The organism is Enterobacter cloacae complex sp. I2, from assembly GCF_014896205.1.
In the GTDB taxonomy this organism is placed as follows: Bacteria; Pseudomonadota; Gammaproteobacteria; order Enterobacterales; family Enterobacteriaceae; genus Enterobacter; species Enterobacter quasihormaechei.
In genome coordinates this window covers 284,071-304,813 of the sequence record NZ_JADBRA010000001.1, presented here as the reverse complement: position 1 = coordinate 304,813, position 20,743 = coordinate 284,071, and the positions used below count along the sequence as shown (strand labels likewise).

The 20,743-nt window shown below is 57.1% G+C and carries 15 protein-coding genes and 1 tRNA gene; 10 read left to right on the top strand and 6 right to left on the bottom strand.

The features are described 5' to 3' along the window. Positions 1 to 99 precede the first annotated feature (99 nt). Genes ptrA through recD form a run of 3 tightly spaced genes read left to right on the top strand, consistent with a single transcriptional unit; the run spans position 100 to position 8,338 of the window. The gene (gene ptrA / locus IM300_RS01510; RefSeq protein ID WP_193034969.1) at positions 100 to 2,982 is read left to right on the top strand and encodes a pitrilysin; all 2,883 of its coding nucleotides are present in this window, start codon (positions 100 to 102) and stop codon (positions 2,980 to 2,982) included. Continuing rightward, positions 2,979 to 6,521, top strand: coding sequence for an exodeoxyribonuclease V subunit beta (gene recB / locus IM300_RS01505; RefSeq protein ID WP_193034967.1), 3,543 nt, complete (start codon positions 2,979 to 2,981; stop codon positions 6,519 to 6,521). Before ptrA ends, recB begins: the two co-directional genes overlap by 4 nt. After that, positions 6,518 to 8,338, top strand: coding sequence for an exodeoxyribonuclease V subunit alpha (gene recD, locus IM300_RS01500; protein ID WP_102751069.1), 1,821 nt, complete (start codon positions 6,518 to 6,520; stop codon positions 8,336 to 8,338). The genes recB and recD overlap by 4 nt, the downstream gene beginning before the upstream one ends. Positions 8,339 to 8,372: 34 nt before the next feature. On the opposite strand, the gene argA is transcribed toward recD, so the two are convergent. Then, positions 8,373 to 9,704 (bottom strand): amino-acid N-acetyltransferase, encoded by a 1,332-nt coding sequence (gene argA / locus IM300_RS01495; protein ID WP_006811807.1) that lies wholly within the window; start codon positions 9,702 to 9,704, stop codon positions 8,373 to 8,375. 227 nt (positions 9,705 to 9,931) lie between these two features. On the opposite strand from argA, the gene amiC reads away from it, so the two are divergent. Next, positions 9,932 to 11,185: an N-acetylmuramoyl-L-alanine amidase AmiC gene (amiC, locus tag IM300_RS01490; protein WP_064909848.1), complete on the top strand. Its 1,254-nt coding sequence runs from the start codon at positions 9,932 to 9,934 to the stop codon at positions 11,183 to 11,185. 88 nt (positions 11,186 to 11,273) lie between these two features. Here amiC and IM300_RS01485 read toward each other — a convergent pair. Then, positions 11,274 to 11,350 (bottom strand) — tRNA-Met (locus IM300_RS01485). Positions 11,351 to 11,558: 208 nt separating this feature from the next. Between IM300_RS01485 and mltA the strand changes: the two genes are divergently transcribed. Continuing rightward, positions 11,559 to 12,656 carry a murein transglycosylase A gene (gene mltA / locus IM300_RS01480; protein ID WP_063451923.1) on the top strand — a complete coding sequence of 366 codons (1,098 nt, stop codon included), beginning with the start codon at positions 11,559 to 11,561 and terminating at the stop codon, positions 12,654 to 12,656. 75 nt (positions 12,657 to 12,731) lie between these two features. Then, positions 12,732 to 13,538, top strand: coding sequence for a tRNA cyclic N6-threonylcarbamoyladenosine(37) synthase TcdA (tcdA, locus tag IM300_RS01475; protein WP_006811804.1), 807 nt, complete (start codon positions 12,732 to 12,734; stop codon positions 13,536 to 13,538). On the opposite strand, the gene csdE is transcribed toward tcdA, so the two are convergent. Both csdE and csdA read right to left on the bottom strand, forming a co-directional pair. Beyond that, complete coding sequence (csdE, locus tag IM300_RS01470) at positions 13,529 to 13,975, bottom strand: cysteine desulfurase sulfur acceptor subunit CsdE (RefSeq protein ID WP_063451922.1); 447 nt, start codon at positions 13,973 to 13,975, stop codon at positions 13,529 to 13,531. The two genes, tcdA and csdE, sit on opposite strands and share 10 nt — an antisense overlap. Next, positions 13,975 to 15,180, bottom strand: a complete 1,206-nt coding sequence (csdA, locus tag IM300_RS01465; RefSeq protein ID WP_193034965.1) for a cysteine desulfurase CsdA — start codon at positions 15,178 to 15,180, stop codon at positions 13,975 to 13,977. Before csdA ends, csdE begins: the two co-directional genes overlap by 1 nt. A gap of 191 nt (positions 15,181 to 15,371) precedes the next feature. On the opposite strand from csdA, the gene IM300_RS01460 reads away from it, so the two are divergent. The 4 genes from IM300_RS01460 (at position 15,372) to rlmM (ending at position 18,394) form a co-directional block, all read left to right on the top strand. Further along, a complete protein-coding gene (locus IM300_RS01460) occupies positions 15,372 to 15,599 on the top strand; it encodes a YgdI/YgdR family lipoprotein (RefSeq protein ID WP_015571738.1) in 228 nt (75 codons plus the stop codon). A 349-nt stretch (positions 15,600 to 15,948) separates the two neighbouring features. Then, entirely contained in the window at positions 15,949 to 16,866 is a 918-nt protein-coding gene (gene gcvA / locus IM300_RS01455; RefSeq protein ID WP_063869307.1) for a glycine cleavage system transcriptional regulator GcvA, read from the top strand. A gap of 39 nt (positions 16,867 to 16,905) precedes the next feature. Further along, the gene (locus tag IM300_RS01450; protein WP_003862756.1) at positions 16,906 to 17,301 is read left to right on the top strand and encodes a DUF423 domain-containing protein; all 396 of its coding nucleotides are present in this window, start codon (positions 16,906 to 16,908) and stop codon (positions 17,299 to 17,301) included. Next, positions 17,294 to 18,394: a 23S rRNA (cytidine(2498)-2'-O)-methyltransferase RlmM gene (gene rlmM / locus IM300_RS01445; protein ID WP_063451919.1), complete on the top strand. Its 1,101-nt coding sequence runs from the start codon at positions 17,294 to 17,296 to the stop codon at positions 18,392 to 18,394. Before IM300_RS01450 ends, rlmM begins: the two co-directional genes overlap by 8 nt. Before the next feature lie 56 nt (positions 18,395 to 18,450). On the opposite strand, the gene xni is transcribed toward rlmM, so the two are convergent. Further along, positions 18,451 to 19,206, bottom strand: coding sequence for a flap endonuclease Xni (xni, locus tag IM300_RS01440; protein ID WP_193034963.1), 756 nt, complete (start codon positions 19,204 to 19,206; stop codon positions 18,451 to 18,453). A 112-nt stretch (positions 19,207 to 19,318) separates the two neighbouring features. Beyond that, the gene (locus IM300_RS01435) at positions 19,319 to 20,686 is read right to left on the bottom strand and encodes an L-serine ammonia-lyase (RefSeq protein ID WP_022649219.1); all 1,368 of its coding nucleotides are present in this window, start codon (positions 20,684 to 20,686) and stop codon (positions 19,319 to 19,321) included. Positions 20,687 to 20,743 lie beyond the last annotated feature (57 nt).

Below are 20,743 nucleotides of genomic sequence, written 5' to 3'. Positions count from 1 at the left end.
GATGCACCTCTTATCACGGACTGATGTACCCAGAGAAAGAGATGCTGGCGTGTCCAGCACGCACGTTGTTAATGATGTAGCCGTGATAAAGAGGTCGTAATGCCAGGCAGCACCTTGTTAAAAGCGTTTGTTTTGTTTATCGCCCTTTGGGCTCCCGTCACTCAGGCCGATTCCGGTTGGCAACCCGTCCAGGAAACAATCCGTAAGAGCGAAAAGGACACCCGTCAGTATCAGGCTATTCGTCTTGATAACGGGATGACCGTGCTGCTGGTTTCCGACCCTCAGGCGGTGAAATCGCTCTCCGCGCTGGTTGTGCCGGTGGGTTCGCTGGAAGATCCTGAAGCCCATCCGGGACTGGCGCACTACCTTGAGCACATGACGCTGATGGGCTCTAAAAAATACCCGCAGCCGGACAGCCTGTCTGAATTTCTGAAAATGCATGGCGGCAGCCACAACGCCAGTACCGCGCCATATCGCACCGCGTTTTACCTGGAAGTGGAAAATGATGCGCTTGATGGCGCAGTCGACCGTCTGGCGGATGCCATCGCCGCACCGCTGCTGGATAAAAAATATGCCGACCGGGAACGCAACGCCGTGAACGCCGAACTGACCATGGCGCGCACGCGAGACGGTATGCGCATGGCGCAGGTCAGCGCAGAAACCATCAACCCGGCGCACCCGGGTTCGCGCTTCTCAGGCGGCAATCTTGAAACCCTGAGCGACAAACCGGGTAGCCCGGTACTCGATGCGCTGCATGCGTTTCGCGACAAATACTACTCCGCTAACCTGATGAAAGCGGTGATCTACAGTAATAAACCGTTGCCGGCGCTGGCAAATATGGCGGCGCAAACCTATGGCAGGGTGCCAAATAAAAATATCGAGCGGCCGCAGATTAACGTGCCGGTTGTCACGGACGCGCAAAAAGGCATCGTTATTCACTATGTCCCGGCCTTGCCCCGCAAGGTCTTACGCGTTGAATTCCGTATTGATAACAACACGGCGCAGTTCCGCAGCAAAACCGACGAGCTGGTGACTTATCTTATCGGCAACCGCAGCCCGGGCACGCTCTCTGACTGGCTGCAAAAGCAGGGGCTGGTGGAAGGTATTCGCGCTGACTCCGATCCCGTCGTAAACGGTAACAGCGGCGTGCTGGCAATCTCCGCGACGCTGACCGATAAAGGGCTGGCTCACCGTGACGATGTCCTTGCGGCCATTTTTAGCTATCTCTCTCTGCTGCGCGAGAAAGGCGTCGATAAACGCTACTTTGACGAGCTGGCGCACGTGCTGGATCTTGATTTCCGTTATCCCTCTATCACGCGTGACATGGACTACGTTGAGTGGCTGGCAGATACCATGATCCGCGTGCCCGTGGAATATACGCTGGATGCGGTAAATATTGCCGACCAGTATGACGCCGGGGCGCTCAAAGCGCGTCTGGCGATGATGACCCCACAGAATGCCCGTGTCTGGTATATCAGCCCGAACGAACCGCACAACAAAATGGCCTACTTCGTGGATGCTCCGTATCAGGTTGAAAAAATCAGCGAACAGACCTTCGCGGGCTGGCAGAAAAAGGCGGGTGAGATTGCGCTGAAGTTGCCGAAGCTTAACCCCTACATCCCGGATGATTTCACGCTGATCAAACCCGCTAAGGCGTATCCGCACCCGGAGCTGATTGTTGATGAGCCGACGCTGCGGGTGGTCTACACCCCAAGCCGCTATTTCGCCGACGAGCCAAAAGCGGATGTCAGCGTGGTGCTGCGTAACCCGAAAGCAATGGATAGCGCCCGAAACCAGGTGCTGTTTGCGCTGAACGATTATCTGGCCGGTATTGCCCTCGATCAGCTCAGCAACCAGGCAGCCGTTGGCGGCATCAGCTTCTCGACCAACGCCAATAACGGCCTGATGGTGAATGCCAACGGCTATACCCAGCGTTTGCCGCAGCTGTTCCAGGCGCTGCTGGAGGGCTATTTCAGCTACACGCCGACGGAAGAACAGCTTGAGCAGGCTAAGTCCTGGTATGCGCAGATGATGGATTCTGCGGAGAAGGGGAAAGCCTACGATCAGGCGATTATGCCGGCGCAGATGCTGTCGCAAATTCCTTATTTCCAGCGCGAAGATCGCCGCGCGTTACTGCCCTCTGTGACCTTAAAAGAGGTTCTGGCTTACCGTGATGCGCTGAAAACCAATACCCGTCCGGAGTTCCTGGTTGTGGGCAATATGAGCGAAGAGCAGGCTAAAACGCTGGCGCAAAACGTCCGTACGCAGCTGGGTTCAAAAGGCGATGAGTGGTGCCGTAACCAGGACGTGCTGGTAGAGAAAAAGCAAAACGCGATCTTCGAAAAAGCGGGGAGCAGCACCGATTCCGCGCTGGCCGCGGTGTTTGTACCTACCGGTTATGATGAATTTACCAGCTCTGCCCAGAGCGCCGTGCTTGGACAAATTATTCAGCCATGGTTCTACAACCAGTTGCGCACCGAGGAGCAACTGGGCTACGCGGTGTTCGCTTTCTCCATGAACGTGGGCCGCCAGTGGGGGCTGGGCTTCCTTCTGCAAAGTAGCGACAAGCAGCCCGCTTACCTGTGGCAGCGCTATCAGGCGTTCTTCCCGCAGGCGGAAGCAAAACTGCGGGCTATGAAGCCGGAGGAGTTTGCCCAGATCCAGCAGGCCGTTATCGCGCAGGTGATGCAGCCGCCGCAGACGCTGGGCGAAGAAGCCTCGCAGCTGAGCAAAGATTTCGATCGCGGTAATATGAAATTTGATTCGCGTGATAAAATAGTGGCCGAAATAAAACAGCTGACGCCACAAAAGGTTGCCGATTTCTTCCACCAGGCGGTGGTAAAACCGCAGGGTATGGCCATCCTGTCTCAGGTCTCTGGCAGCCAGAACGGGAAAACGGACTACGTAAAATCGAAAGAGTGGACCGTCTGGAAGAGCGTCAGCGCACTACAGCAGTCTATGCCCTGGAGTAAAAAAGAATGACCCATACCGCTGAGCCGCTTGATCCCCTAAGTTTACCTCTACAGGGCGAGCGATTGATTGAAGCCTCAGCGGGAACGGGAAAAACCTATACCATCGCCGCGCTCTATCTGCGTCTGCTGTTAGGGCTCGGCGGCAGCGCCGCTTTTTCACGCCCGTTAAGCGTGGAGGAGCTGCTGGTGGTCACCTTCACCGAAGCGGCCACTGCCGAGCTGCGTGGCCGTATTCGCAGTAACATTCATGAACTGCGTATCGCCTGTCTGCGCCAGACCACGGATAACCCCCTCTACGCGAGCCTGCTGGACGAGATCGCCGATAAGCAACAGGCTGCGCAATGGCTGCTGCTGGCCGAACGGCAAATGGACGAGGCGTCCGTCTTCACCATTCACGGTTTTTGTCAGCGCATGCTGAGCCTGAATGCGTTTGAATCCGGCATGCTCTTTGAGCAACAGCTTATTGAAGATGAATCCGAGCTTCGCTATCAGGCCTGCGCGGATTTCTGGCGTCGTCACTGCTATCCGTTGCAGCGCGACATTGCCGAAGCGGTTCACGCCCTGTGGAAAGGTCCGGAAGATCTTCTTCGCGCCATCGACCGTTACCTGCAAGGCGAAGCGCCGGTTATCAAATCCCCGCCGCCTGCCGATGAAACGCTGGCCTCGCGCCATGAAAAGATTGTCGCCAAAATTACCGCGCTTAAGCAGAAGTGGAATGAGTCGGTCGGTGAAATTGATGCGATCATCGAAAACTCAGGCATCGACAGACGCAAGTTCAACCGTGGGAACCAGGGGAAGTGGATCGAAAAGATCAGCGCCTGGGCCCAGGAGGAGACGCGGGGCTACCAGCTTCCGGACGCACTGGAAAAATTTTCGCAGCGCTTTTTGACCGAGCGGACTAAAGCCGACGGCATTGTGCCCGAGCATCCCCTGTTTGTGGCGATTGAAGCGCTGCTTGCTGAGCCATTAACGCTCAACGATCTGATGATCACCCGCGCCATGACGGAGATCCGCCAGGCCGTCGCGCGGGAAAAACGTCGCCGGGGCGAGCTGGGGTTCGATGACATGCTGAGCCGCCTGGACGAGGCGCTGTCCAGCGAGAATGGTGAAGCGCTCGCCAGCGCGATCCGTACCCGGTTCCCGGTGGCGATGATTGACGAATTTCAGGACACCGACCCCCAACAGTACCGCATTTTTCGCCGCATCTGGCGACAGCAGCCCGACACTGCCCTGCTGTTGATAGGCGATCCTAAACAGGCAATTTATGCCTTCCGCGGGGCCGATATCTTCACCTATATGAAAGCCCGCAGCGAGGTCGTCGCGCACTACACGTTAGACACGAACTGGCGCTCCGCGCCGGGGATGGTTGAGAGCGTCAATGCGCTGTTCAGCCGCATGGAGTCGGCGTTCATGTTCAATGAAATTCCTTTCCTGCCGGTGAAATCTGCCCCAAATAACGCGACCTTACGCTTTGACGTCAGCGGTGCGGTGCAACCCGCCATGACCTTCTGGCTGCTTGAGGGGGAAGGCTATGGTGTTGCCAACTATCAGGCGGCGATGGCCCAGCACTGCGCCGCGCAAATCCGTGACTGGCTGAGCGCAGGCGCGCGCGGCGAGGCGCTGCTGTGGAAAGGGGAACAGGCAAATCCTGTTAAAGCCTCTGATATCACCGTGCTGGTGCGCAGCCGTCAGGAAGCGGCGTTGATCCGCGATGCGCTTACGCTGCTTGATATTCCCTCCGTGTATCTTTCTAACCGCGACAGCGTGTTCGACACGCTGGAAGCCCAGGAAATGCTCTGGCTGCTTCAGGCGGTGCTGGCGCCGGAGCGCGAAAATACGCTTCGAAGCGCGCTGGCCAGTTCAATGCTGGGGTTGAACGCGCGGGATATCGACGTACTTAACCATGACGAAAACGCATGGGATACGGTAGTGGAAGAGTTTGTCCATTACCGTGAGCGCTGGCAAAAACGCGGCGTCATGGCGATGCTTCGCGAGCTGATGACGCGGCGTCAGATTGCCGAAAATATGCTGGCGACATCCGGCGGTGAAAGGCGTCTGACCGATATTTTACACATCAGCGAACTGTTGCAGGAAGCGGGTACCCAGCTTGAAAGTGAACATGCCCTTGTGCGCTGGCTGGCGCAGCAAATTGCGGATCCCAACAGTAACGCCTCAAGCCAGCAGATGCGTCTTGAGAGCGATAAGCATCTGGTGCAAATCGTCACCATTCACAAATCGAAAGGTCTTGAGTATCCGCTGGTCTGGCTGCCCTTCATCGCGAACTACCGCGTTCAGGATCAGGCCTTTTACCATGACCGCGAGACTTTCGATGCGGTGCTCGATCTCAGCAAAGCAGAAACCAGCGTTGAGCTGGCGGAAGCGGAGCGTCTGGCGGAGGATTTGCGCCTGCTATACGTGGCGCTGACCCGTTCTGTCTGGCATTGCAGCCTGGGCGTCGCGCCCGTATTTCGCCGTCGCGGAGAAAAAACGGGGGAGAGCGATTTCCATTTAAGCGCGTTAGGGCGGCTTATTCAGCGTGGCGAGCCGAAAGATGCGGCGGGGCTACGCCACTGCATTGCGTCGCTTTGCGGTGACGATATCGCGCTACATATCCCCACTCTGCCAGACAATAGCCGCTGGCAAATGGCGCAAGAGACCGCCACCGATCTTAACGCGCGCCAGATCACGCGGGTGCTTGCCGACGACTGGCGAGTCACCAGCTATTCTGGCCTGCAACAGCACGGGCAAAGTATTGCGCAGGATCTCATGCCGAAGCTGGACGTGGATGCCGCAGGGGTGGGAGAGGTGCCGGTTGAGCCAACGTTAACCCCGCATCAGTTCCCGCGCGGCGCGTCGCCGGGCACCTTTTTACACAGCCTCTTTGAGGAGCTGGATTTTACCCAGCCTGTCAGTGAGGAGTGGGTGCTGAGGATGCTACAGAGCGGAGGCTATGACGCGCACTGGCAGCCCGTTCTCACAGACTGGATCAACGCCGTTTTGCAGGCGCCGCTGACGGAGCAGGGCTTCTCGCTTCGCCAGTTAACGGCCAAAAATAAGCAGGTTGAGATGGAGTTTTATCTGCCTGTCGAAGGTCCGCTTAAGGCCGACGCGCTCGATGCGCTCATCCGTCAGTACGATCCGCTATCAGCCGGCTGCCCGCCGCTGAACTTCCGTCAGGTACAGGGCATGCTGAAAGGGTTTATCGACCTGGTCTTCCGTCACGAAGGGCGTTACTACCTGCTGGACTACAAATCCAACTGGCTGGGCGAGAGCAGCGAAGCCTATACCCAACAGGCGATGGCGGCAGCCATGCAAATGCATCGCTACGATCTGCAATATCAGCTCTATAGCCTGGCGCTGCACCGCTATTTGCGCCACCGTATTGCGGATTATCGCTACGACGACCATTTTGGTGGCGTCATCTACCTGTTCTTACGCGGGGTCGACGCTGCCGATCCGCATTCCGGGATCTTCAGTACTCGTCCGAACGCCGAACTGATTGATAAAATGGATAACCTGTTTGCAGCAAACGCGGAGGAGATGGCATGACGATGCAGGACTTATTGCTGGATGCGGTAGAGCAACGCGTTCTGCGTCAGCTGGACGTGCAGTTTGCCATGATGATTGCCGCTGACCAGCCCGCCGTGATGCTTGCCGCTGCCCTTTTGAGTAAAGACGCCGGAGAGGGGCATGTGTGTCTGCCGCTCTCGCGTCTGGTGATTGATGAAAAAATGCCGCCTGTCCTCCAGTCTTGCTTTGCGCTGTTGGGTGAGACGGTGGACTGGCCGAAAATTTTGTGCGAATCATCGGCCGTCGGGCCGGGAGAAAACCAGGCACCGCTGATCCTCTCGGGTGAGCGCTTGTACCTGAACCGCCTGTGGCGAAACGAGCTGACGGTAGCGCGTTTCTTTAGTGAGACCAACGCGCCGCTTCCCTGCGATGAAGCGCAGCTTCGCCAGACGCTGGACAGTCTGTTTGACTCTGGTGAAGCCACGGACTGGCAGAAAGTGGCGGCGGCTGTCGCCCTGACGCGACGGATTTCGGTGATTTCCGGCGGCCCGGGGACCGGGAAAACAACGACCGTAGCAAAACTGCTGGCCGCCCTGATCCAGCTTTCAGGCGAGCAGCGATGCCGTATTCGTCTGGCGGCGCCCACCGGAAAGGCCGCGGCGCGTCTGACCGAATCTCTGGGCGGCGCGATGCAACAGCTGCCGCTGACGCAGGAGCAGCTTGCGCTTTTCCCGGGTGAAGCAAGTACGCTGCACCGTCTGCTCGGCGCTCAGCCGGGTAGCCAGCGTCTGCGCTACCATGCGGGCAATCCGCTGCATCTTGACGTGCTGGTGGTGGATGAAGCCTCTATGATCGACCTGACCATGATGTCGCGCCTGATCGATGCTCTGCCGCCGCATGCGCGCGTGGTTTTCCTGGGCGATCGCGACCAGCTCGCCTCCGTTGAAGCCGGGGCGGTACTGGGAGATATCTGTACCTACGCCAGCTATGGTTATACCGCCGCGCGGGCGCAGGAGCTTGCCCGCCTGACCGGCTGCTCGCTTGAGCCCGATCGCTCACCCGTCGCGGGCGCGCTGCGCGACAGCCTGTGCCTGCTGCAAAAAAGCTACCGCTTTGGCAGCGACTCCGGCATCGGCCAGCTGGCGGCGGCGGTAAACCGTGGGGATCGGCATGCCACGCGTACGGTGTTTGACGGTTCCTTCACTGACATAGAAAAGAAATCGCTGCAAAGCGGGGAAGAGTATCAGGCAATGCTTGAGGAGGCTCTCCAGGGATATCAGCGTTTTCTGAGCTGCGTGCAGCAGCGCAGTCAGCCCGAGCAGGCCATCGCCGCATTTGGCGAATACCAGCTTCTGTGCGCACTGCGCGAAGGGCCGTTTGGCGTCGCGGGTCTGAACGACAGGCTGGAGCAGCTGCTTGTGCAGAAACGCAGAATTAACCGCCAGCTGCATTCGCGATGGTATGAGGGCAGGCCTGTGATGATCTCCCGCAACGACAGTGCGCTGGGGCTGTTCAACGGGGATATCGGCATTGCGCTCGATCGCGGCAACGGTCTGCGCGTGTGGTTCCAGCTGCCGGACGGCAGCGTGAAGTCCGTTCAGCCCAGCCGCCTGCCGGAGCATGAAACGGCATGGGCGATGACGGTACACAAATCTCAGGGATCCGAGTTCAACCATGCGGCGCTGATCCTGCCGACACAGCTTTCACCGGTCGTAACCCGTGAGCTGGTCTACACCGCCATTACCCGTGCGCGTCAGCGTCTGTCGCTGTATGCGGATGAACGCGTGCTGGGTCAGGCGATTGCCACCCGCACCGAGCGCAGAAGCGGATTAAGCGCGATATTTGAATCTGCCTGAATGAACGCCCTTTCCAACAGGAGAGGGCTACCAGTTAACCCAGGTCCGCCATTAATACCTTCGAGCGGCGCTGATAGTTGTACATCTCTTTCTTGCTTTCCGGCAGTGAATCAATATCCACCGGCGTGAAGCCGCGTTCCTGGAACCAGTGAATGCTGCGGGTGGTGAGCACGAACAGTTTGCTCAGACCCATCTGGCGCGCCTGTGCCGCCACGCGTTCAAGCAGCAGTTCGCCCCGGGAAGAGCTACGGTAATCCGGGTGCACCGCAACGCACGCCATTTCTCCAATCTGCTCTTCCGGGAACGGATAAAGCGCCGCACAGGCAATGGTCAGGTTATCGCGCTGGATGATGGTGAACTTGTCGATTTCCATCTCCAGCTGCTCGCGGGAGCGGCGAACCAGAATGCCCTGCTGCTCCAGCGGCCGGATCAGCTCCAGAATGCCGCCGATGTCGTTGATGGTGGCGCGGCGGATCTGCTCGGCGCTCTCCATCACAATCTGCGTACCAATACCGTCCCGGGAGAACAGCTCCTGCAACAGCGCGCCGTCTTCCTGATAGCTGATCAGGTGGCTGCGGCGCACGCCGCTGCGGCACGCTTTGACGGCACCGCGCAGAAAACGCACCGTACCGGAATAGTAATCGCCTTGTGCTTCCAGCGCTTCGACGCGTGCCTGAGCTTCATTCGGAAAAAGTTCTGGTACAATTACGCCCTCATCATTCACGACGCCCTGTGAAGAGCAAAACCCAATCATTTTCTCGGCTTTCAGCTTGATGGCCAGCTGGGTGGCAATCTCTTCCGAGGTCAGATTAAAACTTTCACCCGTTACGGAGACGGCAACAGGGCCCATCAGAACGATCGCGCCATTGTCTAACTGACGGTGAATGGCTTCTTCATCAATACGGCGGATGCGGCCGCTGTGGCAGTAGTCTACGCCATCGTCCACGCCGAGCGGCTGAGCAATGATAAAATTGCCGCTCACCACGTTGATATGCGCGCCCTGCAACGGCGTATTATTCAGGCTCATCGACAGGCGGGCGGTAATATCGAGCTGCAACAGGCCCGCCGCCTGTTTGACCAGTTCGAGGGTTTTCGCATCCGTCACGCGGGTATGTTTGTGATAAATCGGCTCATGGTGATGCGCGGCGAGGTTGGCTTCGATTTGCGGACGTGCGCCATACACCACCACCAGACGGATGCCGAGGCTGTGCAGCAGGCCAATATCATTGACGATGCTGGAAAAGTTTTCATGCTCAATGGCTTCGCCGCCAAGCATGATGACAAACGTTTTTCCCCGATGGGTGTTGATATAGGGAACAGAATGGCGGAATCCCTGGACCAGTTCGGTTCTGCGTTCCTTAACCATGACACAACCCTCAATGAATGTTTATTCGTAATTTCTGTATTTTTATTCGATTGTGGCCGTCCGTGCAAGCCTAAATTTTCTGCGACCCACAGAAAATGATAAGTAATCCGTGCGTTAGCGTATGATTGTTTACCCTTTTATAGATGACAGTTTATGCGTCATTCGTTAAAGTTTTCGGTCAATTCAGACGTTTTATTCATTAATCAGTTTTATTGCTCGGGAGAAGCATGTCGGGATCCAATTCAGCAATAAGCCGCCGCCGCCTGTTAAAAGGGGCCGGGGCGATGTGGTTGCTTAGCGTCAGCCAGGTGGGTCTTGCCGCCACAAGCCAGGTAGTCGCGGTGCGCGTCTGGCCGTCGTCGACCTATACGCGCGTGACGGTTGAGTCCAACCGCGTGCTGAAATATAAGCAATTCGCCCTCAGCAATCCTGAACGTGTGGTGGTTGATCTCGAAGGTGTGAACCTCAACTCCGTGCTGAAAGGCATGGCGGCTCAGATCCGCGGCGACGATCCGTTTATCAAATCGGCGCGCGTCGGACAGTTCGATCCGCAAACCGTGCGCATGGTGTTTGAGCTGAAGCAGAACGTGAAGCCGCAGCTCTTTGCCCTTGCGCCTGTTGCCGCCTTTAAGGAGCGTCTGGTAATGGATCTCTATCCGGCGAATGCCACGGATATTCAGGATCCGCTCCTGGCACTCCTTGAAGATTACAACAAAGGCGATCTCGACCGGCAGGTTCCACCAGCGCAAAGCGGGCCGAAGCCGGGCAGGGCGGGGCGCGACCGACCGATTGTGATCATGCTCGATCCTGGCCACGGCGGGGAAGATTCCGGCGCCGTCGGGAAATATCGCACCCGCGAAAAAGATGTGGTGCTGCAAATTGCCCGTCGTCTGAAGGCGTTAATCGACAAAGAGGGCAATATGCGCGCCTACATGACGCGCAACGAAGATGTCTTTATCCCGCTGAAGGTCCGCGTGGCGAAAGCGCAGAAGCAGCGCGCGGATCTGTTTGTCTCTATTCACGCGGATGCCTTCACCAGCCGCCAGCCGAGCGGCTCGTCGGTATTTGCCCTGTCAACAAAAGGGGCGACCAGTACCGCCGCGAGATACCTGGCGGATACGCAGAACGCTTCAGATTTAATCGGGGGGGTGAGCAAAAGCGGCGATCGTTACGTCGACCATACGATGTTCGATATGGTGCAGTCGCTGACCATTACCGACAGCCTGAAGTTTGGTAAAGCGGTGCTGGGCAAGCTGGGCCGGGTCAACAAGCTGCACAAAAACAGCGTCGAGCAGGCCGGATTTGCGGTCCTGAAAGCGCCGGATATTCCGTCCATTCTGGTCGAAACCGCGTTTATCAGTAACGTAGAAGAGGAACGCAAGCTCAAGACGGCTAAATTCCAGCAGGAAGTGGCGGAGTCGATTCTGGCGGGTATCCGGGCCTATTTCTCAGACGGAGAAACGCTGGCGCGGCGAGGGTAGGGCATCAGGCCGGGTATCTTGCCCGGCATTTTCACAAACGGCAGATACAAAAAAACACCCTTAAGGGTGTTTATTTTTTTAGAAGTGTTGGTTGCGGGGGCCGGATTTGAACCGACGACCTTCGGGTTATGAGCCCGACGAGCTACCAGGCTGCTCCACCCCGCGTCCGTGGAAGCGCACTATACTCGGATAGGTTTGTGATGCAACCCCTTTTTCGCATAATTCATTATTTTGTATGCAAAATGAACGGGAATAGCCACTTTGGACTATTTTTTGTCCAGAATTTGCCAAAGGGAAGGCGATTGCATTTCATTCATACGGTGGGTTTGTTATCTTCATCACGCGGAAATGGGCAACTAAAAGACGAGATATAATGAAAGGACGTTGGGCGAAGTATCTGATGACAGGCGCAATGGTAGCGATTCTTGCGGCCTGCTCTTCCAAACCGACCGATCGCGGTCAACAGTATAAAGACGGGAAGTTATCCCAGCCTTTCTCTTTAGTTAACCAGCCCGATGCCGTGGGTGCTCCAATCAATGCCGGGGATTTCTCCGAGCAGGTGTACCAGATCCGCAAAGCGTCGCCGCGCCTGTATGGCGCACAGAACAACGTTTATAGTGCCGTACAGGACTGGCTGAAGGCGGGCGGTGATACGCGCAATATGCGCCAGTTTGGTATTGATGCCTGGCAGATGGAAGGGGCCGATAACTACGGTAACGTCCAGTTTACCGGCTACTACACGCCGGTTGTCCAGGCGCGACACACGCGTCAGGGTGAATTCCAGTATCCGATTTACCGTATGCCGCCAAAACGCGGTCGTCTGCCGTCTCGCGCCGAGATCTACGCCGGCGCGCTTAGCGAAAATTACGTGCTGGCCTACAGCAACTCGCTGATGGATAACTTCATCATGGACGTGCAGGGCAGCGGTTATATTGATTTTGGCGACGGTTCGCCGCTGAACTTCTTTAGCTACGCCGGGAAAAACGGCCATGCCTACCGCAGCATCGGTAAGGTGCTTATCGACCGTGGTGAAGTAAAACGAGAAGACATGTCGATGCAGGCGATCCGCGAGTGGGGCGAAAAGCACAGCGAAGCGGAAGTGCGTGAACTGCTTGAGCAGAACCCATCGTTTGTTTTCTTCAAGCCGCAAAACTTTGCGCCGGTGAAAGGGGCGAGCGCCGTACCGCTGATTGGCCGCGCCTCGGTGGCCTCGGATCGTTCGATTATCCCGGCGGGCACCACGCTGCTGGCGGAAGTGCCTCTCCTCGACAACAACGGCAAGTTCAACGGCAAGTATGAGCTGCGCCTGATGGTGGCGCTGGACGTGGGCGGGGCGATCAAAGGCCAGCACTTCGATATTTACCAGGGCATCGGCCCGGATGCCGGGCACCGTGCAGGCTGGTATAACCACTACGGACGCGTATGGGTGCTGAAGACTGCGCCGGGTACCGGAAACGTATTCAGCGGCTGATTGTGGTATTCTGAGCGCAAGACGGATTACGGTTCAGGGTGAGGAATACCTCACCCTTTTTACATCTGAGGTTTTATGTCTGTGGTAATCAGCGATGCCTGGCGCCAGCGTTTCGGCGGCACGGCACGGTTATATGGTGAAAAAGCCCTGCAACTGTTCGCGGATGCGCATGTCTGCGTGGTGGGCATTGGTGGTGTGGGTTCGTGGGCGGCAGAAGCGCTGGCGAGAACCGGCATTGGCGCAATTACGTTGATTGATATGGATGACGTCTGCGTCACCAACACTAACCGTCAGATCCACGCCCTGCGTGATAATGTCGGTCTGGCGAAGTCTGAGGTGATGGCGGAGCGTATTCGTCTGATCAACCCGGAGTGCCGCGTAACGGTGATTGACGACTTTGTGACGGCAGATAACGTCGCGGAGTACATGAGCAAAGGCTACAGCTACGTCATTGACGCCATCGACAGCGTGCGCCCGAAAGCGGCGCTGATCGCTTACTGCCGTCGCTATAAGGTGCCGCTGGTGACCACCGGCGGGGCAGGCGGACAAATCGATCCGACTCAGATCCAGGTGGCGGATCTGGCGAAAACCATTCAGGATCCGCTGGCCGCTAAGCTGCGCGAGCGCCTAAAAAGCGACTTCAACGTGGTGAAGAACAGCAAAGGCAAGCTGGGCGTGGACTGCGTGTTCTCCACCGAAGCGCTGGTTTATCCGCAGGCGGATGGTTCGGTCTGTGCGATGAAAAGCACGGCGGAAGGGCCAAAGCGGATGGACTGCGCCTCTGGGTTCGGTGCGGCCACCATGGTGACCGCCTCCTTCGGCTTTGTGGCGGTCTCTCACGCCCTGAAGAAGATGATGGCGAAGGCGGAACGTCAGGCCTGAGCCTGACGTGCGGCATCCAGCACCGCGTCGTTGAGCGCGATCAACCCCTGACCGCGCGAGGCGCTAAGCTGCGCGCGAAGTCCCAGCTCATCAAACAGCGCCAGCGGAGAATGCGCCAGCAGATCTGCGGCGCGTTTCCCTTCGACGGCGGTCAGCAGCACCGCCAGCAGGCCGCGAACAATGCGTCCCTCGCTGTCGCCGAAGAAATGCAGCTTCTCACCGGATACGCTAAACCCAAGCCAGACGCGGTTCTCGCAGCCAGCGATCTCCTTCGCCTGTGACTTCAGATCGTCTGACAGGGTGGGCAGCTGTTTACCCAGCAGGATCAGCTGACGGTATTTATCCTCCCACTGCGTGAGCGGGGCGAAGGTCTGTTTCAACGTCTCTTCAGTGATAACGGTGCCGAACGGGTGCCCGGCTAAGGCTGAATGTGTCATTAATCCACCAGTAATTCCAGGGCGCGGTCGACGGCGGAAACCAGCGCGTCGACGTCGCTTTTTGTGTTGTACGGTGCAAACGAGGCGCGCAGGGTGCCGCTCACGCCCATGGCTGCCAGCAGCGGCTGGGCGCAGTGCTGTCCGGCACGCAGGGCAATACCGTACCCTGCAAGCAGCGTGACCATGTCGCTATGGTGTACGCCCGCGAAGTCAAAGGCGAGCAGGCTGGAGTCCTGTACGCGGAACGAGCGAAACCCCGGGCGTTTTTTAAGCTCTTCTTCCGCCAGCGTCGCCAGGCCCCGGCTCCAGCTTTCAGCCTGAACCACGTCCGTTTCTGTGAGCCATTCGAGCGCCGCGCTCAGGCCGATAACCCCGGCCACGTTCGGCGTACCGGCTTCCAGGCGGTAAGGTACATCCTGAGTTTTAAAGCCGTCGAAGGTCACTTCGGTAATCATCTTGCCGCCGCCGAGCCACGGCGTCATCCGGGCCAGCAGTTCAGGTTTACCGTACAGCGCGCCGATACCGGTTGGCCCGTACAGCTTGTGCCCGGAGAACGCATAGAAATCGATATCCAGCGCCTGTACATCAGCCGGGAAATGCACCACTCCCTGCGCGCCGTCGACCATCACCACCACGCCGCTGGCATGGGCAATTTTAATGGCGCGCGCCAGATCAGGGCAGCCGCCGGTGACGTTGGACATCTGCCCCAGCGCCAGAATACGGCTGCGCGGCGTCATCAGCTCCGGCAGACGCGCCACGTCCGGCAGAAGGTCTGCACCCAGCGGGAGCTTTACAACGCGTGCACCGGTTTGTTCAGCCACCATCAGCCACGGCACCAGGTTGGCGTGGTGCTCTGCCTCGCTGACAATGATTTCATCTCCGGCCTGCAACAACGGACGCGCGTAGCATTGCGCCACCATGTTAATGGCCTCGGTGGTGCCGCGCGTCCAGACGATGCTCTTACCACTGTCGGCATTGATCAGGCGCGCGACCTGATCCCGTGCGGCTTCGTATTGCGCCGTCAGGCGCTGCGCTTCGGCATACTGGCTGCGGTGCACGTTCCCGGCGCTCAGGCTGTAAAACTGGCGGGTTGCCTCAATCACCGCCTGCGGCTTAAGGGCCGTGGCGGCGCTATCAAGATAAATACCGGCATCGGCCAGCGCGGGAAACTGTGCGCGAAACTGCGCAGGACTGAAAGCGTTCATGGAATTCCTCATATCGATTCTTCGATCGTCGCGCAAATTTATCGACAGGGCAAGGAAGTTGATATCTATCAGATTTGTCTGCTTATCCTGGCGAGTCTGAAAAAGCAGGTTATGCTAAATAGTGTTAGGCGGATGTTTTAGCCTGTTATAAATCGAGGTTTGAATAGCATTAATTGCTAAAGGAGATAATCATGAAAAAGACAGCTGCAATCATTTCTGCCTGTGCGTTGACCTTTGCCCTGAGCGCCTGTTCTGGTAATAACTATGTCATGCATACCAACGATGGTCGATCTATCGTCTCTGAAGGGAAACCGACAACCGATAATGATACCGGGATGATTTCATACAAAGATGCTAACGGGAACAAACAGCAGATCAACCGCAGTGACGTGAAAGAGATGAAAGAAATCGAGCATTAATAGCGAGATAAGCGAAAAAAAAGCACCGCAAGTTGGCGGTGCTACATTAATCACTATGGACAGACAGGGTAAATGTACAGGAAGTGAAAAATTGGTAGCGTTGCTACCGTGGTCTGAATCGCAGACCAATTGCAAACACAACAACACAACATCACAACCGTAAGCCAAAAGCCCTTCAGAACACGCATTCCAAAAAAACTTTTCGTTCCGGCTCAGGAAGTGCCGCCACTATAGGTATTTGCTGGTAGTTCCTCAACGGACAAATTATAATGGCTCAGATAAAAAAAACTAATAGGTTAAACGTTGTTTCCTATATGTTAAATCTCGTTAACATCTAAGCCAGATAACCATGTCCAAGCGATTGCCACCCCTTAATGCATTACGTGTTTTTGATGCAGCAGCACGCCACCTCAGCTTCACCCGCGCAGCCGATGAGCTTTTTGTGACACAGGCCGCAGTAAGTCATCAAATCAAGTCTCTGGAGGATTTTCTGGGGCTTAAGCTGTTCCGTCGCCGCAACCGTTCCTTGCTGTTGACCGAAGAGGGGCAGAGCTATTTTCAGGATATTAAAGAGATTTTTTCCCAGCTGACGGAAGCCACCCGCAAGCTTCAGGCCCGGAGCGCAAAAGGTGCCCTGACGGTCAGTTTATTGCCCAGTTTTGCCATTCAATGGCTGGTGCCGCGACTATCAAGCTTTAACTCAACTTATCCGGGAATCGATGTCCGAATCCAGGCCGTTGACCGTCAGGAAGACAAGCTGGCAGATGATGTGGACGTGGCGATTTTTTACGGTCGCGGCAACTGGCCGGGCTTGCGTGTAGAGAAATTATACGCAGAATATCTGCTGCCGGTCTGTTCGCCGCTGCTGCTGACGGGGGACAAGGCGCTCAAAACGCCCGCCGATCTGGCGAAACATACGCTTTTGCACGATGCGTCGCGTCGCGACTGGCAAACTTATACCCGTCAGTTAGGTCTTAATCATATAAACGTGCAGCAGGGGCCTATTTTTAGCCACAGCGCGATGGTGCTACAGGCTGCCATTCACGGGCAGGGCGTGGCGTTGGCAAACAACGTGATGGCGCAGTCCGAAATTGAGGCAGGCCGTCTGGTTTGCCCGTTTAACGATGTTCTGGTCAGCAAGAATGCATTTTATCTGGTTTGTCATGACAGTCAGGCAGAACTGGGTAAAATAGCCGCTTTCCGGCAGTGGATACTGGCGAAAGCGGCAAGCGAGCAAGAAAAATTCCGCTTCAGGTATGAACAATAACGTTTGTGTGCCGGGCACGCATTAATTCAGGACTTAAACATGACCAGCCGATTCATGCTGATTTTCGCCGCAGTAAGTGGCTTTATTTTTGTAGCTCTGGGCGCGTTTGGCGCGCATGTGTTAAGCAAATCTCTGGGCGTTGTGGAGATGGGCTGGATCCAGACCGGCCTTGAATATCAGGCGTTCCACACGCTGGCAATATTTGGGCTGGCGGTGGCGATGCAACGCCGCATCAGCATCTGGTTCTACTGGAGCAGCGTCTTTCTGGCGCTGGGTACCGTACTGTTCAGCGGCAGCCTCTACTGCCTGGCGCTGTCGCATTTACGCCTGTGGGCGTTTGTTACACCTGTCGGCGGCGTCAGCTTCCTGGCGGGTTGGGTATTAATGTTTATCGGAGCTATCCGTCTGAAACGCAAGGGCGTTGTTCATGAATAAGGTTGTTTTATATTGTCGCCCGGGGTTTGAGAAAGAGTGCGCCGCGGAAATCACCGATAAAGCGGGGAAGCGTGAAGTCTTCGGATTTGCTCGCGTCAAAGAGAACGCGGGCTATGTGGTATTTGAATGCTATCAGCCTGATGACGCCGACAAGCTGGCGCGCGAGCTGCCGTTCAGCTCGCTGATTTTCGCCCGCCAGATGTTTGTCGCGGGCGAACTGCTGAAAGATCTCCCGCCGGACGATCGCATCACGCCGATTGTGGGCATGTTACAAGGCGTGGTGGAGAAGGGCGGCGATTTACGCGTGGAAGTGGCCGACACCAACGAAAGCAAAGAGCTGATGAAGTTCTGCCGCAAGTTCACCGTGCCGCTGCGCGCGGCGCTGCGCGATGCGGGCGTGCTGACAAACTACGAAACGCCAAAGCGTCCGGTCGTGCATATCTTCTTTATTGCGCCAGGGTGTTGCTACGCAGGCTACTCGTATACCACCAACAACTCGCCGTTCTTTATGGGGATCCCACGTCTGCGCTTCCCGGCGGACGCGCCGAGCCGTTCAACCCTGAAGCTGGAAGAGGCGTTCCACGTCTTTATCCCGGCCGACGAGTGGGACGAACGCTTGGCAAACGGCATGTATGCGGTCGATCTCGGGGCGTGCCCTGGCGGCTGGACCTATCAGCTGGTGAAACGCAACATGTGGGTTTCATCTGTGGATAACGGCCCAATGGCGCAAAGCCTGATGGATACCGGGCAGGTCACCTGGCTGCGCGAGGACGGTTTCCGCTATCGCCCGAACCGCAACAACATCTCCTGGATGGTGTGCGACATGGTAGAAAAACCGGCGAAAGTCGCGGCGCTGATGGCCTCCTGGCTGGTAAACGGCTGGTGTCGTGAGACGATTTTCAACCTCAAGCTGCCGATGAAAAAGCGCTACGAAGAGGTGTCGCAGAACCTGGCCTATATTCAGCAGCAGCTGGACGAACATGGCATTAACGCGGAAATCCAGGCACGACAGCTGTATCACGATCGTGAAGAAGTGACGGTGCACATTCGTCGCTGGTGGGCGGCCGTAGGCGGGCGTCGCGACGAGCGATAACGTCTGTAATGCCCGGTGGCGCTACGCTTACCGGGCCTACAATACCTTGAATCGTTTTAACGCTCTAACCGTAACTGCTGCAAATTTCCGTCCAGCTGTAAATCCGTCTGTAGCGTTGCCACCTCGCGGCAGATAAACGCCATCTCTTTGTGTGCCCCCAGCTTCTTGCGCCACTTTTCCGGTACCTCATCCAGCCGGGCGTAAATGCCTTCCAGGTTTTGAAACTCCGTCAGCAGCTGTGCGGCACTTTTTGGTCCAATGCCGGCGACGCCCGGTACTTTGGAGCTGCTAATCCCTGCCAGTCCCCAGTAGTCAGGCAGCTGTTCCGGCGAGACGCCAAACTCTCCGGCAATAAAGGGCGCGTCCAGCCAGCGTTTCTGGAAATAGTCGCGGATGCGGATCGTGGGAGAGAGCAGCTGGCAGTAGCCTTTGTCGGTTGAAACGATGGTCGCCTGATGCCCGGCGCTCGTGACTTTCACCGCCAGCGTTGCGGCCAGATCGTCAGCCTCGTTGCCGTGCGCGCCCCAGCAGGGAACGCCGCGCTGTTCAAAGGCGGCGCGAATAACGGGCATTTCGGCGTGCAGATCGTCCGGCATCGGCGCGCGTCCGGCCTTGTAGTCAGGGAGGCGCTGATGTCGCCAGCCGCTGTTGCGCGCTTCGTCGTCAAACACGGCCACGACGTGCGTCGGCTCGCTGTGGCGAATAAGCTGCTCCAGCGCGTGCAGGCAGGTGTCCTTGCAGGGCGTGCCCTGTACCGCATGGATTCGGCGAATCAGGTTGAGCGCGTCGACGATAAGTAAATGAACAGCCACAGATATTCTCCCTTAAAGCTAATGGATAAAGGGTATCACTGTCGGCAGGGGGAAACGAATAGCTTGAGGGAAAACAGGAAGAAGCCTCGCAAAACGAGGCTTCCTGACCGGCTTAATCGCAGGTGACGATCTTCATCGCCAGGCCACCGCGGGAGGTTTCGCGGTATTTGGCGTTCATGTCTTTACCGGTTTCGTACATTGTTTCGATAACCTTATCGAGACAGACGCGCGGTTCGCTGGTGCGGCGCAGCGCCATACGTGCCGCGTTCACCGCCTTCACGGAGGCAATGGCGTTACGCTCGATGCACGGTACCTGTACCTGTCCGCCGACCGGGTCGCAGGTCAGCCCCAGGTTGTGCTCCATGCCGATTTCCGCAGCAATACAGACCTGTGCAGGGCTTGCGCCCAGCAGTTCAGCCAGACCCGCCGCCGCCATAGAACAGGCTACGCCCACTTCACCCTGACAGCCCACTTCCGCACCGGAAATGGAGGCGTTCATCTTGTACAGAGAGCCAATCGCACTGGCAACCAGCATATAGCGCGCCAGTGAGTTTGCGTTCACTTCGCGGATAAACTTGTCGTAATACGCCAGTACCGCCGGAACAATCCCGCACGCGCCGTTGGTTGGCGCGGTCACAACGCGGCCACCCGCAGCGTTCTCTTCGTTCACCGCCAGCGCGAACATGTTGATCCAGTCGACGACGGCCATCGGGTCGGTGGTGGTTTTGTCGGTGCTGACCAGCATGCGCCGCAGCGCAGCCGCACGACGCGGAACGCGCAGTTTACCCGGCAGCACGCCTTCGGTGGTGATCCCGCGCTCAATACCGCTGCGCATCACCTCCCAGACGTTAGCGAAGTGCTGTTCCAGCTCCTCTTTGCTGTGCAGGGCCAGCTCGTTTTTCATCATCAGGCCGGAGAGAGAGAGCCCCGTCTCCTGGCAGTGACGCTGTAAATCGGCCGCGTTTTTGTACGGGTACGGCACCTCAACGGCGGAACCGTTGGTTTGACCAAAATGGTCTTCATCGACGATAAACCCGCCGCCGATGGAGTAATACGTCTGGCTGTAAACCGCTTTATCGCCGACCAGCGCGGTAATGCGCATGCCGTTTTCGTGCAGCGACAGGTTATCCGCATGGAAATTCATGCAGTGGTCAACCGGGAATTCAACCTCATGCTCGCCGTTGGCCAGCAGCAAACGACCGTGGGTGTTCACGTCCTGGATAAAGCCAGGAATGGAGTCAATATCAACGGTATCCGGCAGGTTACCCGCCAGGCCCATGATAATGGCAATATCGGTATGGTGGCCTTTACCGGTCAGGGAAAGGGAACCGTATACATCGACAACCACGCGGGTGATGTCGTGCAAAATGCCGCGTGCAATCAAGTCATCCGTGAATTGTTTACCGGCTTTCATTGGTCCGACGGTGTGAGAGCTGGAAGGACCAATACCGATTTTGAAGATATCGAATACGCTAATCATGATGCGTCCATTGCTTCAGTCAGAGGGGAGGAGTGCGCCGCCCGCAGACGGCGCAGG

What these genes read in the sequence shown, in the direction of transcription:
- ptrA (WP_193034969.1), top strand. Translation starts at nt 100, where the DNA reads ATGCCAGGCAGCACCTTGTTAAAAGCGTTTGTTTTGTTTATCGCCCTT.
- recB (WP_193034967.1), top strand. Translation starts at nt 2,979, where the DNA reads ATGACCCATACCGCTGAGCCGCTTGATCCCCTAAGTTTACCTCTACAG.
- recD (WP_102751069.1), top strand. Translation starts at nt 6,518, where the DNA reads ATGACGATGCAGGACTTATTGCTGGATGCGGTAGAGCAACGCGTTCTG.
- argA (WP_006811807.1), bottom strand. Translation starts at nt 9,704, where the DNA reads ATGGTTAAGGAACGCAGAACCGAACTGGTCCAGGGATTCCGCCATTCT.
- amiC (WP_064909848.1), top strand. Translation starts at nt 9,932, where the DNA reads ATGTCGGGATCCAATTCAGCAATAAGCCGCCGCCGCCTGTTAAAAGGG.
- mltA (WP_063451923.1), top strand. Translation starts at nt 11,559, where the DNA reads ATGAAAGGACGTTGGGCGAAGTATCTGATGACAGGCGCAATGGTAGCG.
- tcdA (WP_006811804.1), top strand. Translation starts at nt 12,732, where the DNA reads ATGTCTGTGGTAATCAGCGATGCCTGGCGCCAGCGTTTCGGCGGCACG.
- csdE (WP_063451922.1), bottom strand. Translation starts at nt 13,975, where the DNA reads ATGACACATTCAGCCTTAGCCGGGCACCCGTTCGGCACCGTTATCACT.
- csdA (WP_193034965.1), bottom strand. Translation starts at nt 15,180, where the DNA reads ATGAACGCTTTCAGTCCTGCGCAGTTTCGCGCACAGTTTCCCGCGCTG.
- IM300_RS01460 (WP_015571738.1), top strand. Translation starts at nt 15,372, where the DNA reads ATGAAAAAGACAGCTGCAATCATTTCTGCCTGTGCGTTGACCTTTGCC.
- gcvA (WP_063869307.1), top strand. Translation starts at nt 15,949, where the DNA reads ATGTCCAAGCGATTGCCACCCCTTAATGCATTACGTGTTTTTGATGCA.
- IM300_RS01450 (WP_003862756.1), top strand. Translation starts at nt 16,906, where the DNA reads ATGACCAGCCGATTCATGCTGATTTTCGCCGCAGTAAGTGGCTTTATT.
- rlmM (WP_063451919.1), top strand. Translation starts at nt 17,294, where the DNA reads ATGAATAAGGTTGTTTTATATTGTCGCCCGGGGTTTGAGAAAGAGTGC.
- IM300_RS01435 (WP_022649219.1), bottom strand. Translation starts at nt 20,686, where the DNA reads ATGATTAGCGTATTCGATATCTTCAAAATCGGTATTGGTCCTTCCAGC.